Annotated in this window: 10 protein-coding genes; 6 read left to right on the forward strand and 4 right to left on the reverse strand. The window is 40.2% G+C overall.

The window, feature by feature from the left end:
• Positions 1-181 precede the first annotated feature (181 nt).
• Complete coding sequence (locus tag EHR06_RS05640) at positions 182-1,318, reverse strand: DUF1343 domain-containing protein (protein WP_135756115.1); 1,137 nt, start codon at positions 1,316-1,318, stop codon at positions 182-184.
• Between the two features lie 173 nt (positions 1,319-1,491).
• Between EHR06_RS05640 and EHR06_RS05645 the strand changes: the two genes are divergently transcribed.
• Positions 1,492-4,026: a Crp/Fnr family transcriptional regulator gene (locus EHR06_RS05645; protein ID WP_135756116.1), complete on the forward strand. Its 2,535-nt coding sequence runs from the start codon at positions 1,492-1,494 to the stop codon at positions 4,024-4,026.
• Between the two features lie 165 nt (positions 4,027-4,191).
• A complete protein-coding gene (locus EHR06_RS05650; protein WP_135756117.1) occupies positions 4,192-5,736 on the forward strand; it encodes a hypothetical protein in 1,545 nt (514 codons plus the stop codon).
• Here EHR06_RS05650 and EHR06_RS05655 read toward each other — a convergent pair.
• The gene (locus EHR06_RS05655; RefSeq protein WP_135756118.1) at positions 5,713-7,512 is read right to left on the reverse strand and encodes a PQQ-dependent sugar dehydrogenase; all 1,800 of its coding nucleotides are present in this window, start codon (positions 7,510-7,512) and stop codon (positions 5,713-5,715) included. The genes EHR06_RS05650 and EHR06_RS05655 overlap by 24 nt on opposite strands.
• Before the next feature lie 246 nt (positions 7,513-7,758).
• Between EHR06_RS05655 and EHR06_RS05660 the strand changes: the two genes are divergently transcribed.
• Both EHR06_RS05660 and EHR06_RS05665 read left to right on the forward strand, forming a co-directional pair.
• Complete coding sequence (locus EHR06_RS05660; protein WP_167492274.1) at positions 7,759-9,192, forward strand: glycosyltransferase family protein; 1,434 nt, start codon at positions 7,759-7,761, stop codon at positions 9,190-9,192.
• The gene (locus EHR06_RS05665) at positions 9,189-10,346 is read left to right on the forward strand and encodes a glycosyltransferase (protein WP_135756120.1); all 1,158 of its coding nucleotides are present in this window, start codon (positions 9,189-9,191) and stop codon (positions 10,344-10,346) included. The genes EHR06_RS05660 and EHR06_RS05665 overlap by 4 nt, the downstream gene beginning before the upstream one ends.
• 37 nt (positions 10,347-10,383) lie before the next feature.
• On the opposite strand, the gene EHR06_RS05670 is transcribed toward EHR06_RS05665, so the two are convergent.
• Entirely contained in the window at positions 10,384-11,262 is an 879-nt protein-coding gene (locus EHR06_RS05670; RefSeq protein ID WP_135756121.1) for an SDR family oxidoreductase, read from the reverse strand.
• Between the two features lie 270 nt (positions 11,263-11,532).
• Positions 11,533-12,219 carry a hypothetical protein gene (locus tag EHR06_RS05675; RefSeq protein WP_008592254.1) on the reverse strand — a complete coding sequence of 229 codons (687 nt, stop codon included), beginning with the start codon at positions 12,217-12,219 and terminating at the stop codon, positions 11,533-11,535.
• Between the two features lie 172 nt (positions 12,220-12,391).
• Here EHR06_RS05675 and EHR06_RS05680 point away from each other — a divergent pair, with 172 nt between their 5' ends.
• Both EHR06_RS05680 and EHR06_RS05685 read left to right on the forward strand, forming a co-directional pair.
• A complete protein-coding gene (locus tag EHR06_RS05680) occupies positions 12,392-12,865 on the forward strand; it encodes a hypothetical protein (RefSeq protein ID WP_244288517.1) in 474 nt (157 codons plus the stop codon).
• Complete coding sequence (locus tag EHR06_RS05685; protein WP_135756123.1) at positions 12,865-13,359, forward strand: hypothetical protein; 495 nt, start codon at positions 12,865-12,867, stop codon at positions 13,357-13,359. Before EHR06_RS05680 ends, EHR06_RS05685 begins: the two co-directional genes overlap by 1 nt.
• Positions 13,360-13,361: the final 2 nt, after the last annotated feature.

A 13,361-nucleotide genomic window follows, 5' to 3' on the forward strand; every position in this document is an offset into this window, starting at 1 on the left:
ATTAACCCTCCTTTGCATACGTTTAGTGTTACCTATGTTCCCGGTCTATTTTGTTACCCATGTCTCCGGTTTGTACCCTGGGCGGGGGCGATCTCAACGCCCACGTTGGAATTCCAACATGGCGATAGCGGTGAAGATCATTCGCGTTAGAGTTCCTGCACCGGAGGAGTAAATCACTTCTTTAACTATAGTGTTTCGTGACCTTCTTCCATTTTTTTTCCGTATCTTCTAGATAATCTTGGATCTCCGAGTAAGATCTTTTCCCATCCAGATAATCCAAAAGGAACTGATCTCCAACCAAAAGTTGGATCGCGGGTAGATCGGATCTGAATTCATAAGGTCCTTGTAGGAATGTAAACTTATCAGGATAAAATTCTCTCAATGTGCGAATAAGTAATAACCCGAACAATAAGCTATGGAATTTTTTAGGTTTATCTAATAGGATTTGATAACCTCCGCATACTTCTCCTGCATGTTTATGGAAGGTAGGAATAAACTTCAAAGGCCTGAGCCTAAAAATCCCTTTTTGTTTCTCTTCTAATTTTTCTAAAAGTGATCTGTCCAGATCATTGATATATGGAGCGCCGAATGTTTCGAATGGACGAGTAGTCCCTCTTCCTTCCGAAAGATTCGTTCCTTCTAAAAGACAAAGCCCGGCATAAACATAACAAGTTGTTTGAGCAGGAATATTGGGAGAAGGTGGAACCCATAAAAACTCGGAACTCTTTTTTGGATATAGATCCAATCTATAAAGCTCCAGATCCAAATTAAACTTGTCCTTATAATATTCGAGAAGGCCCGCGGCAGAGAGGCCATGTCGGTGCAGTGTACCTTCTACCCCGACGAATGAAGAAAATTTTTTATCTAAAGGGGATCCTTCTATCTTAGAGCCCGCAGGATTTTTTGCATTCGATACTAAAATTTTAGGTCTTGGTCTTCCCTTTTTGGCGAGCCTATCTGCAGCTTGCATCGCATATAAAGCGGTGGTCAAAAATGTATAATAACGGGCGCCCACATCTCTGATATCTATGATCAGGGTGTCCAGATCCGATAGAATATCTTCTGCGGGAGCGAGACTTTCCTCATTATCTCCGTACAAATTTAGGACTTGAGTTTCTCCAAGATCATAGATGAGTCCGCTTCCTGAGACCTGGTCTTGCAGCTCAGCAAAAAGTCCATGCTCGGGCAAAAATAGTTTTTTGAGTCCGTACTCTTTTTGGATGATCCGGAAATGATAATCGCCCTTCCAACCGTATGCGCTCTGATTGGTGATCATACCGATGGATTTTGCATCGGAGAGAATTCTGCTTTTTTTCATTTTCTAAAGAGGTTATTTCCGGGAAAGTGCAGGAGTCAAGCAGACTAGGAACGCCTTAGTCTTGGAAATCTTTTGCCTTATCCCCAAGGTCCTTTTTAGAGAATCCTTTAAAAAAGAGTTTCCATTCTTAGGGAAGGATAGTTTTCTTCTTAATTTGCCCCAACAGCGATCGTATGGCATTAGATACTAGCATACCAAATCAAAAAGTAACAATAAAAGCCGGGACGGTTTTATTTCCGGAAGGAAGCGCCGCAAATTCTCTCAACGTATTGCATAGTGGAGCCTTACGTTATTTGGTAGAAGCTCCCGGTGGAAGAAAACTGGAGTTATTCAAAATTTCAGGAGCAAATTTAACTCCCGGTGCATCCGCTCTTTTTGGCAGCGGACGTTATCCTTTTACAATTGTCGCGGAACAAGACTGCGTGCTCTCCACGTATGTTATGTCCCAGGCTACTGTGGGTCGTTCTCTCGCGGCCAGAAGTTCTTTAGGGATCATGGTAGGCCGTTCTCTTTTAAGAGAGATCACAGAATCTTTCAAAAAAGTGAACCAACTTAGAAAGATCGCTTCCGATATGGGAAAGACAAATGATAATCTTTCTCTTTTGTATTATCAATTCAATCCAAGTGTTTTTCCGGATATCAAACCGGGTCAGCCTATCGCAGATCCAAGTTCCGAAATTGTGGATCCCGTCTTAAGACTTGCTCGTGAAAATTTAAAACATTATTTCGATAACGGCGGGATCCTTCCGGAAAGACCGACTGCAAATTACGTAGAAGAAGATCATTCCCAACTTCTGGTTAAATATTATCCGGAAGAAATCGAATTCCAAGACGGAGAATTCAATTTTGTTCGTAAGATAATCTTAGCGGACCCGAATCTTCTCGCACAATTATTCGCTCCCGATCCAAGTATGGTTTCCTATGTCTGCGATAAACTCGGAAGAGTGCAGAACAATATTACGGAAAACGCAAAAGGTATATTAGAAGAATTAGATGAAAACTTCTCTCTTCTTTTAGGCGGTGTCGAAAGCCTTACCGAAAAATATTTCCTGATCCTGGACATGGCTGCAAACGGTTATGCGACCGCTCCTCCTGAATTCGTGGTCCCTATCTTACAAGTAGTTTCCCAAAAGATAGAAAGAGCGCTTGCGGGCCATCAGGCAATTTTCGGTTCAGCGATACCAAGTCCTTCTCCGAATATTAAACCGTTTATAGAAAAGACTGTAGGACTTGCTAAAAAATTCGAAGCTTCTAATCCGACTGCAAAAGCAGCATCTAATGGAAGCGGGATCTCTGTGGATAGTTCCGCGGATGCGACTGCAATCCGAAAAGAATTGGCAAATTCCGCATCTAGCATCATCCAATTCTCCGGTTTAGGCGGAGACGCGATCAAAGAGTTTTCCGCGATGATGGTAAAACTCAAGTCCTTAAAGAATCCTCTGGATTCAGACAACGACACTCGTAAACTACGAAGGTCCATTACAAAAACCTACTTCGATATTTACGCAGCATGTTTCCAAAAGTACGTCAACTCAGGTAAAAATGTCCCTAAACCGGTGGACCTGATGTTGAAATACGGTTTCTTCGACGAAACAATGCTGGATGATTCCCAGTTAGTGTTCATGTCCACATTCAAGGACGCGATCACTTCCGTTTCGGATATTCCGATCCATTATGGAACGGAATGGTTGGAAAGAATTTATAAAAGAGAATGCCCTACTTCTCTCGACGAACTCGGTCAGAACTTCTTCGACAAGGTCAAGATGGACAACCGAAACGCCGTTTTCAAAAAAGAATCGGATCTTCCTCCGGACATAGACAATCCGGAAGCAAGATTAAAATTCGAATTCGGTGCGATGTACGAGGCGAACGTTAGACTCACCACAGGTTCCTTGGCGACCTACCTTCCTATCCTAACCAAGTACCATTCTCAGATCCCTCTTGGTAAAGCATACGTTACCAAAAAAATGCTTACCGATACGATCCACGATATTATGGCAGTCGACTTCTCTGTATTCAACAGAGAAGTGATCTATAATAATCCGGAGATGGGAATTAATAAGGAATTCGTTCAAAGAGCGATCGTTCCTGATTTCGTGATCGTTCCATCTATCGGAAGCAAGATCATGATGTGGCAGGAACTTTCTATCCACAGAGGTTCCGGCTCTAAAGAAAGTAGAGGAAGGATCGTTCTTCCTATTTTCGTACAAGGAGATCTAAAATCTCTTTTGATAGATGCATTTGCAGCATTCCGCTGGGAACTTTGTAAAACGATTTTAGGACCTGAATGGAATAACGTAGGAAATCCATCCATCACTGCTGACTATATGGACTATGTTCAGTTCTATAAAAAGAACAAAGATCTTTCTATAGAGATCAAAGAAAAGTTGGCTGCAGAATTCAAACGTTTCCGGAACGAAAGGGATATATTTGCAAACGATTACCAGCTTTGGATCAAGTACGAAGCGGAAGGTGTGCAAAGATTAAACCGAGTAGTCCGAGGGATTTTCTATCGTCATATTCCTTTCGCAAGGACCATCCGAGAGAAGGTTTCCAAAATGCCTGCATTCGGTGAGATCAATAATAGGTTTGTGAATATTCGAACTCGTAAGTTTACAGAGTTGGAAAACAGATACAAAAAGTACATCAACGCGTTAGGTAGTCTTCCGGATCCACTGCGCGAAAATATGGAATTCTATAGAGTTTAATCGCATCGCTGTCGTGTTAGAGTTCCTGTATCATACAATTACGAACTTATTTCATTATATTACGATTCATCAACAATCCTAGGTTTCGATTTCATAATTGGAACTAAGTCTGGAATAGACTATCCAATCCGATTTTTCAATTTGGGAAACGAATCGAAAAATCGAATGAGTCGAAAAACTAAAATCCTATTAGTCTTTGTATCTTGTATTCTTGGCTTTTTATTTATAGATCGTTTCTTATTCCAAAGCCTGCTCTTTTCAGTTCCGAATGAGATGGAATGGGATACTTCTCCTTGGTATAATTTTTTAAGAAAAAGAAAAGAGATCCGCTTTTCGGAAAAAGAAAACGGAGTATTACTTTTAGGAAGTAGCATCGCATTATACTCCGTATTGCCTGATGTATTCTCAAATAAAGTAAACCGAACATTACCGGATACTGAGAAGATCAGAACTGAATTCTATTCCCATCCATCGCTTACGCCTTCCGATTTTTATTATTATAAAGAAGACATCGCTTCTAAAAAACCGAAGGCAGTAGTCTATCTGATCAATCCTGCGGACTTTCAATTGGAATTTCTAAAAGAAACCGTTGAAGGAATAGAATATGACGAAAAAGGATTTTTAGAAGAATCCATTCGGATTAGGCACCAAAATAGATTATTATATCCGGATCTATTTTTAGAAGATCATTGGAAAGAGATCTACGACCTAGATAAATCCCAACTGGAATCGTTTGTTTCTAAATTGATCTCTTATGGGGTCAGATACAGAAGTTTCTTTTATGATCCGGTCATGGCCTGGTACATGCATCGTTTCAGATGGGGACGCTCTTATCATTATTATACGGGGGTAATTCCTAAAGAAGGGATCTATCTAAGAGGCTGGGTAAAACCGGAATTCGAGATTGATTGTGAAATTTCAGGGAACCAATGGAGAGAAAGTATATTCATCCAAAATCCCGGAACAAATCTGAAAATTTATAAAACTTCTCCAAAAGAAGAACTCTTATTCGATAAAACATATGCGAAGAAGGGCTGGTATTATCTAGAACTGACCTTCTCCGAAAAATTAGAAAAACTAAAACTCAAATTCCAATCGGATAAACCTGTATCGTCTTTAGCAGTGGATTATAGGATCTTTGGAACGGAAGAAATTTACGGAATACGTCTTTCCCAAAACTTTTGCAGATCCGAATTTAGAGAGAATTTATCTTATATTCGGATCCCAGGTATAGACGATTCCAGATTAGAGTCCATGGCTTCCGACCAATATGATAAGGATTATGATCTGCGAATTTACAGAAAAAATGACGAAGAAAATGTTCTAAACAGATTCAAAAAGATCAAGAATGCAAAAGTATTGCTTTCAAAACAAAAATCTTTTGTTTCCTGGTCCCAAATGAAATATCTAAACGAAGGGATCCGTTATTTATCAGAACGAAATATCCCAGTATTACTGATCAATTCTCCTGAAAACCCTAAGGAAAAATCGGTTTATTCCAATAGTCCATGGTACTTCGGATATTTGGAATTTTTGGAAAAAATATCCGAAGTAAAATATGGATTTTTAGATGCGAGCGATCTATTCGATCGCAAGCAACATTTTATGGATCCTCATCATCTTACTTATTCTTCGTCGGTGAAAGCCAGTGAAAAATTTGCAGATTGGTTTAGTCGGTATTATAGATCAGGATTTTTTCATAAACCTTAGATATAAACGGATAGATAAACCTTTCAAAAGATAGAATATTCTTTTTCCGTAAATCCCAAATATGATCCCGAACAGCAAGGACAAGACTAAAGAGATCCGCGGGTTCTGTTCGAATTGTTTTACCACACTATATTCCCATTTTTCAAGACCCTGGAATCTAACTGAATCTTCCGAAAGTTCCACCAAGAACTCTTTTAAAGATCCTATTTCCGTTTTAGAAAGACTTAGATTAGGCATCCCGCTGATAGGATTCAAAAATTTAGGATTTTCTAATTTAGAAGAAATATATAATTCCAATTTTTCCTTACTATCCAGACTCGGATCCGTAAGCTTGGATCTGATCTGATTCCATTTTTCGTGATCAGGTTCTTCTTTATAAGAAGCCATTTCTTCCACTTGTTTTAGAAAGTCCGCGGACTTGAACATCTCAGTCGTTCTAGAACGGATCGCATCCAGGTTCGGAGCCACATTTCCACCTGCCCCGCCGATGATATGGCAGCTTCTGCATCCTTTGATCTCTACTAATTGTTCTCCGGAGTATTTCATATTCTCGGTGGAGATCTGTCCCGGAACTAATTTCAGAACAGGTGCAGGAAGAAGTCCTCCATCCTTTCTCATCCGGATATGTGAGATAAATATTCCATCTTCTCCTAAAGCAAGGCCGGTAAAATCCTGTCTTCTTTCTTCTTCGTATTTAGTAGGAAGAACGATCCACCAGGGTTCTCCTGTAACACCTTTTTTATCGTCTATAGGAACGGCAAGTAAGGACGTAATATGGGAAGCAGCGATCACAAGATGTCCTCTTAGAGAAGCAAGTTTATGATTTTTAGGAACATAGATCATATCCGCAGGACCTACGGATTTAGGAAAAGTCATTAGGTTATTATAAGTCATACTAGGATTGGTATTATCCCAAGGAAAATCCGTCCCCTTGGTCGCCCTGACTAAACGATCTATTTCAGGTCCGTTATCCGCAATATATACCTCTCCACCTTCCGACTTAGCGATCGCAAAAGGATTTCTTAGCCCCATCGAGAAAATATATCCGCCCGCTTCCGTTTTTTTACCTGTATAGAACGGATTGGATTCCACCTGAGAGAAATCGGATTTTAATCTTAGTAGTTTTCCATTGGTGCTGTCCTTCTTATGAGAACTTGTCCAGGATTGACCGTCTCCAGTTCCGACCCAAATATGATAATTCGAATCCACGAAACAGTGGCCTATCTGATGCGCAAGACCTGCAGTATCACCCCTAAAAGGAGAATCGAAAACTTCTACCTTTTCGATCTTTGTCCAGGGAGAATTTCCTACCGACTTCCAACGAGTGATCTTATTACTTCTTCCCCATCCGTTTTGATACACGGATGTAGTAAAAAGTGTTTTATCATCCGGAGTTAAACAAGCACCTGTCTGCCCCATCTCCGCTTGAAAATCAGGAAGTTCCTTTCTTGGTTTAGAAATTTCCTCATCTTCTCCTATCTGGATTACATTTCCGTTTCGAAGACGGGCTTTAATACTTCCTCTCAACTCACTTACGATGTAAATTACGTCATTTGGAGATTGTCCCGGAGATTTAAGTAATGCAATACTGACAGGTGTAGTAAAATCTCCTGCATCTTCCACCAGAGTAAAACCTTCACGAACAAGCCATTCTGCATTCTTTTCATCCGCATTCTTCCTCATTTCTTTATTGTTATAAAACTGAGAATAAACAAGAGAAGGCAGAAAGAACAAATATAGTAATAAGAATATCTTTTTAAAATGAGGAATTTTCATGCTGACAATGGCTTTCTTACAAAATAATCCAGCAAGCAAAAAGTCATAATCCCATTATTACAGAATGAAGACGCGCATATTCATGCAATTAACATAATATTTCAATTCATCGTTCTGTAATTATACTGCGTTCTTTTTGAAATCAAAAAGAAGTAAAAAACGAACATGCTAAATGCGAAGATAGAGACTAAGTGGTTCCAACTCTTTCTTGTATTAGGGATATTGACGCGAATTGCGACCGCAATCTTGAACAGCGGGTATCTCGCCTTAGACGATTATTACATTCTGTTCTTTTCCGTCCCGGCTCAATCAGAGTCATTATCTCTGATCAATTCGGTACAAGCAGTTCCCGAGATACGTTCCTTACTTCCAGACTCGATCGTCCGTCTATTTGCAACCACGGCTTATAAATTAGGATTCGAAGATCCATTATACCAGATCAAATTCGTATTTCTTTGTTTAGGGTTATTCTCCGGGATCTCTATCTGGATAGGATATAAATTCTTAAAGTATCTTTATCCGAAAGAATCGAATTCTAAAAGTTATTACCAAGCCTGGGTGCCATTATCGGGAGCATTCTTACTTTCTCTCCATTTTTTAATGCCTTTGGTTTCTACCAGGGCACTGATCGAATCCATGTCCGCTCCTTTTCTCTTAGGAGCGGTATTCTCGGCATCCATCTATTGGAGATTCGGAGAATGGAAACAATTAGGAATATCTTTAGGACTCTTGGCGATCGCTTCTCTTTTTAGATCCCAAGTCGGGGTCTGTGCCTTAGCTTTATTCTCCTTGGTCGTATATAGATCCTGGAAGAACGCAACATTCAAAGATATTTATATATTTATAATCTTTTCCGTCCTTTTAGGGATCATAACAGGAATTCCGGACCTAATATTTAGAGGATCATTTCATTCTTCTTTAAGATCTTATATCTCTTATAATCTGCAACATTCCGCGGAATACGGGACTTCTCCCTGGTTTGCATATTTGCCCGCGATACTGGGAGTTTCCCTTTTTCCATTTCTGATCGGAAAATACAAAGGATTCGATTGGAAATCCGAATATACTAAATTTGTTCCGACTATATTATTCTCCGCACTATTTTTGATCGTCCATTCCGCCATTCCTCATAAGGAAGAAAGATTTTTATTACCGATTCTTCCGTTATTATTGATCTTGATCTCTCCACTTTGTGCCTATTGGAGAGGAATAGAAAAAGGAAAAATGTCCGTAAGAAGGATCTTATTCCTTATAGTGAATTTCCTTCTGCTCGACCTTTTATGTTTTTTTACTATCCAAAACAATACGATAGAACTGGTCCGATATTTAAACTTTCATAAAGAGATCAAAGAACTTTATGTCTATCGGGACTCTATTCCTCATCTGCCCGTATCTTACGCATATAGAGAACCTTTAGAAAGATACGAATACGTAGGATCCTTGGACCAGAATATGCAGCCGAAGATAGATAACTTTGATCCATTCAAATCCTGCTCCGCCGTCCTTGCGGTTCGAAAAGATTATGTAATGAACGGAGTGGATCCGGATCCCCCTTGGATCTTGGTGGAAAATTTCAGATCCTCTCCATTGGAAGAATTGGCGGTGTTCCTAAATCCAAGTAAGAACAAAAGAAGATCAAGTTTATATCTATATCAATTTCAATTGTGCAAGAAAAAATGAGACCTAAGATATCCGTATTATTACCCACATATAACGAAGTAGAAAATATCGAAAAATGTATTTCAGGAGTATCTCAAACCTTCAACGGTCTGGAATATGAAATAATCGTAATAGATGATAACAGCCCGGACGGGACCTGGTCCGTGGTGGAAAAATTAAAAGATCAAAATCCTAAAGTAAAATTGATCCGAAGAATGACCGAAAAGGGACTCTCCTCTGCGATCATAACCGGGATGAGCGCCGCAGAGGGAGAAAACTTTCTGGTAATGGACTCGGATCTACAGCATGACGAATCTGTCTTACCTCAAATGTTAAAAAGTTTGGAAGAAGGAGCAGACATTGCAGTCGGCACCAGATATGCCAACGGAGGATCCACCGGAAAATGGAATTATATACGTAAATTCCTGAGTGTGACAGCGAATTCTTTTACGAAACTTCTTCTTCCGATACGCATCTCAGATCCTATGAGCGGATTTTTCGCGATCAAAAGAGAAGTATTCTTTAAGTACGGATACAAGATCAATCCGATCGGATTTAAGATCTTATTGGAGATCTTAGGCAGAGCGGAGAAGGATCTGCAAATTGCGGAGGTCCCATTCTATTTTCGCACAAGACTCCATGGAGAAACTAAGATCAATAACTCTATCGCCAGAAGTTTTTTAATGGCGGTATTGGATTTACGTTTCGGGAAATGGATCTCTTCCACATTTTTATTATATTCGATAGTAGGACTAAGCGGGGTCGTAGTAAATCTTTTAGGCTTTATCTTATTTGAAAATTTGGGAGTCAAAGATCTCGAGACAGGCGTAGGAATATTGCCGATCTTCCCTACTTCCGTGTTTTTCGGGATAGAACTATCCATTATCAGTAATTTTATACTGAATAATTACTTTACGTTTTATGAAACTAGATACGAAAAATGGGCGGCTATCCGAGGATTTATCATATTCTCAGGAGTAAGCGCCCTCGGGATTTTTGTTCAGTTGGGAATATTCCAACTGATGTTCTATAAGATCCTACCCCGCCTTGAAATGCCCCAAAATTTCGAGTTAAGACTTCTATGCGATCTGATCGCTATCTCGATCGCAATGTTTACGAATTATTTTCTGAACTCTAACCTGACCTGGATGGATCAGGCGAAAAAGAGATTGTAGGAGTTCCTACAACCGGTCCAAAACCGATTTTCAATGTTTAAGAGGTCAGAACGGATCTATTTTCCTTGAGTAAATCAGTTACATCCTGAAGAGATTCCCCAATTAGATCTTTTACCAATGTATTCACATCTTTTAAATAACCTTCTCGGATTGAGACATCAAAAGAAGCGAGTGCATCCGCCATAGGTTTTGGAACTCCCGCTCCGACTAATGCTTTAGAAAGTTCTTCTGCAGGAAGATCCACATAGGAAACGGATACACCGGTTAATTCGGAGATGAATTTTGCAAGTTCTGGGTAGGTCCAAGCTTTCGGCCCGCTGATCTCTAAAATTTGATTTCCGGATCCGGAAGATAATAAAGCTGCCGCTGCCGCCTTCGCACAGTCGGTTCTGGAAATATAAGCGCAGGAACCTTCTCCGCCTGAACCGTAAAGAGAACCGCTTGCAATTGAGTGTTGTAGTTTAGGTATTAGATAATCAGAATATAGATTATTTCGAAGAATCGTATATGCAAGACCGCTTTGTTTGATCTTTTCTTCGGTGCCTTCATGTTCGAAAGCGAATGTGACCGGGACTTCGTTCGCTTTGGTGAGAGAAGTATAAAGAACTCTTTTGGCTCCCACTTTTACTGCGGCATCAACTGCGTTACTATGTCCTTCCAGTCTATTTCCTATATCATCGGTGCTAATGATCAAGATCCGATCTGCACCTTGGAATGCAGAGGTAAGACTTGCAGGATCGTCAAAACTTGCCTTTCTTACTATAACTCCCCTTTTTGCAAAGTCCTCTAAACTTTCCGGCTTACGAGTTGTTGCGATGATCTTTTTCTGGCCTCTTTTTAATAATTCTTCTAGGACAATTTTTCCTAGATGGCCGGAAGCTCCGGTCACGAGTACTGTTTCGGAAATGCTGCTCATTTGGTTCCTTAAACCTGTTTTTGGTCTACGTTAGATTTACATTTTTAGACTACTTGAAATAATAAAAGTTACAAGTTAATTTTTAGCCTAGACAACTCGGTGCGTCAAATTCTATTTTTTATTCTCACGCAGAGGCGCGGTGTCGCAGAGTAAATCGGATTTACACTAAGCTCTCTGCGGCTTCACGGCTCTCCGTGCAAATTTTTATGATTTTAACCTCACTCGAAGGCAAAAATGTAGGAACTCCAACATCGCTTGGATTCGGGAAGTTTAAACTTCTTCTAATAGATAAGGGCGAGTGTATTCTCTTACGATCTCTACTACAAAACGTCCCCAAGATTTTGGATCTTCTTGGGAAATTTCGATCTGACGGATCTTAGGAAAATATGCCTGAGGTTTGAATGCAGTATGAGTCAGCTCCATTGCTCTCAGATAATTATCCACTCGTTTCACTCGAACGAAGTTCAAGAGCTCGCCTTGGATCTTATCTTGAGGCATATAGCCGATGATGATCAGGCGCGGAAATAATGACTTTTTGAGTAGATTGATGAAGTCTCCGAAACTATCCACTCGATCTATAAATCCTTCGTAAGCACCACCGCCCAAGTTCATGATCTGAGTTACGATGTCCATTGTGAACGAAACACCTTCCGCGGAAGTCATATCGGAGATGATCACGATACCTTCGTCAGGTTGGAAAGTTTTGAATTCGCTTGTCGGTTTAAAATGACGTCTAAGTAATTTTGCAGTGGAGATATCTATCTCTGCTGCCTTCGGAACTAAAATTTTTCCGGATGAATCGGAGATAGGTTCTCTAGTAATAAGGTATCTTTTCTTGGCGGCGTTTTGGTTCATCACCCGGAAGGCTTTCACCTTCTCTTCCAGCTCGTCCAGAGTACAATACCCTATTTTTAAAACGTTTTCTCTCGCGCGTTTTTTGAGATCTATGTCTTCCATACGAGTTTTTGGTGGCCCGGAGGAACCAGCTTAAACGAGGTTCCGAATTTCGCGAGAATTTACCGGGTATCCGGGGAGAGTATATAAAAAAAATCCGGGTCTGAAAAGCCCTCTTTTGGCTATGCAAAAAAACCGCTTGTCCACGGAATGTGCGCTCCTTGAATGGGGAGGAATGGCTATTCTACCCATTTTAACTCATTCTAGGACCGGAATAAATATTCAGTTATGCAAGGGAATCCTGGCCCTATCTTGCCTAACCTTGGTTTCCTGCTTTTCCGTGGAATTTATCCAAGAAGGGATCCAGAAAGAAACAGTACTTGTTTCTCATAAACCAGGCTGGGAGCAGATAGAGATCTTGAAACATCCTCCCAAACGCAGGAATTACAAAACTTACGGAAGAGTGATCGTTAGGAACTTCGGGGACGGAAGAATAGAAAAATTCTATTACGAAAAAATTAAGAAAGAACTTTTTGACAAAGGTATGGACGGAATGTATCTCGCAAATGTAGGTCTTGTCCCTGTTCCTCCCACAATTTTTCAAACGGGTACTACCGAAGGTTATACTACAAGTATGGCAGAGATCGCAAAGAATGCAAAAGTTTTGGAAGGAGTCGCATTCCGTTACAGAGAAAGGGATGAAGAATAATGGCAAGGCGTCTAGACAGCGAGATTAAAGTTTTGCCTAACGGAGATTGGATCTTCCGAGAAGCAAAAATAGAACAAAAAGATATTTTGGAATATTTCCGCAAAAACCTGAAAGAAGCGGAAGACGGGATCTATATAGACAATCAGTACGGAGAATTTTCGGAAAACGGATATTTGGAATTATTCGGTTACCCTTTAAACCTGATCAGAGTCTGGGAGAAGGAGGGAGAATTTTATTTTTTAAGCGATTCCGGTGAAGAATTGCCTCTCTCTTCTTTGCAGATCGCGGCAGACTCGGAAGGAGAATTATTCGCCAGGAAAAAGGATCATCTTTTTCTAAAATATAAGATCGCCAGAAATGTTTCTTCCATACTAAGCGAATATTTATCTGAGTCCGAGGAAGGATTAAAACTAGTCGTCCAAAATAAAGAGATCCCAATCTTGGAAACCGGGGAAAATCCGAATGTTTCTCTTCCTAAAGAATTCCAAAAATAGAT

It is taken from the genome of Leptospira dzoumogneensis (assembly GCF_004770895.1).
GTDB classification, from domain to species: Bacteria; Spirochaetota; Leptospiria; order Leptospirales; family Leptospiraceae; genus Leptospira_B; species Leptospira_B dzoumogneensis.

What these genes read in the sequence shown, in the direction of transcription:
- EHR06_RS05640 (WP_135756115.1), bottom strand. Translation starts at nt 1,318, where the DNA reads ATGAAAAAAAGCAGAATTCTCTCCGATGCAAAATCCATCGGTATGATC.
- EHR06_RS05645 (WP_135756116.1), top strand. Translation starts at nt 1,492, where the DNA reads ATGGCATTAGATACTAGCATACCAAATCAAAAAGTAACAATAAAAGCC.
- EHR06_RS05650 (WP_135756117.1), top strand. Translation starts at nt 4,192, where the DNA reads ATGAGTCGAAAAACTAAAATCCTATTAGTCTTTGTATCTTGTATTCTT.
- EHR06_RS05655 (WP_135756118.1), bottom strand. Translation starts at nt 7,512, where the DNA reads ATGAAAATTCCTCATTTTAAAAAGATATTCTTATTACTATATTTGTTC.
- EHR06_RS05665 (WP_135756120.1), top strand. Translation starts at nt 9,189, where the DNA reads ATGAGACCTAAGATATCCGTATTATTACCCACATATAACGAAGTAGAA.
- EHR06_RS05670 (WP_135756121.1), bottom strand. Translation starts at nt 11,262, where the DNA reads ATGAGCAGCATTTCCGAAACAGTACTCGTGACCGGAGCTTCCGGCCAT.
- EHR06_RS05675 (WP_008592254.1), bottom strand. Translation starts at nt 12,219, where the DNA reads ATGGAAGACATAGATCTCAAAAAACGCGCGAGAGAAAACGTTTTAAAA.
- EHR06_RS05680 (WP_244288517.1), top strand. Translation starts at nt 12,392, where the DNA reads ATGGCTATTCTACCCATTTTAACTCATTCTAGGACCGGAATAAATATT.
- EHR06_RS05685 (WP_135756123.1), top strand. Translation starts at nt 12,865, where the DNA reads ATGGCAAGGCGTCTAGACAGCGAGATTAAAGTTTTGCCTAACGGAGAT.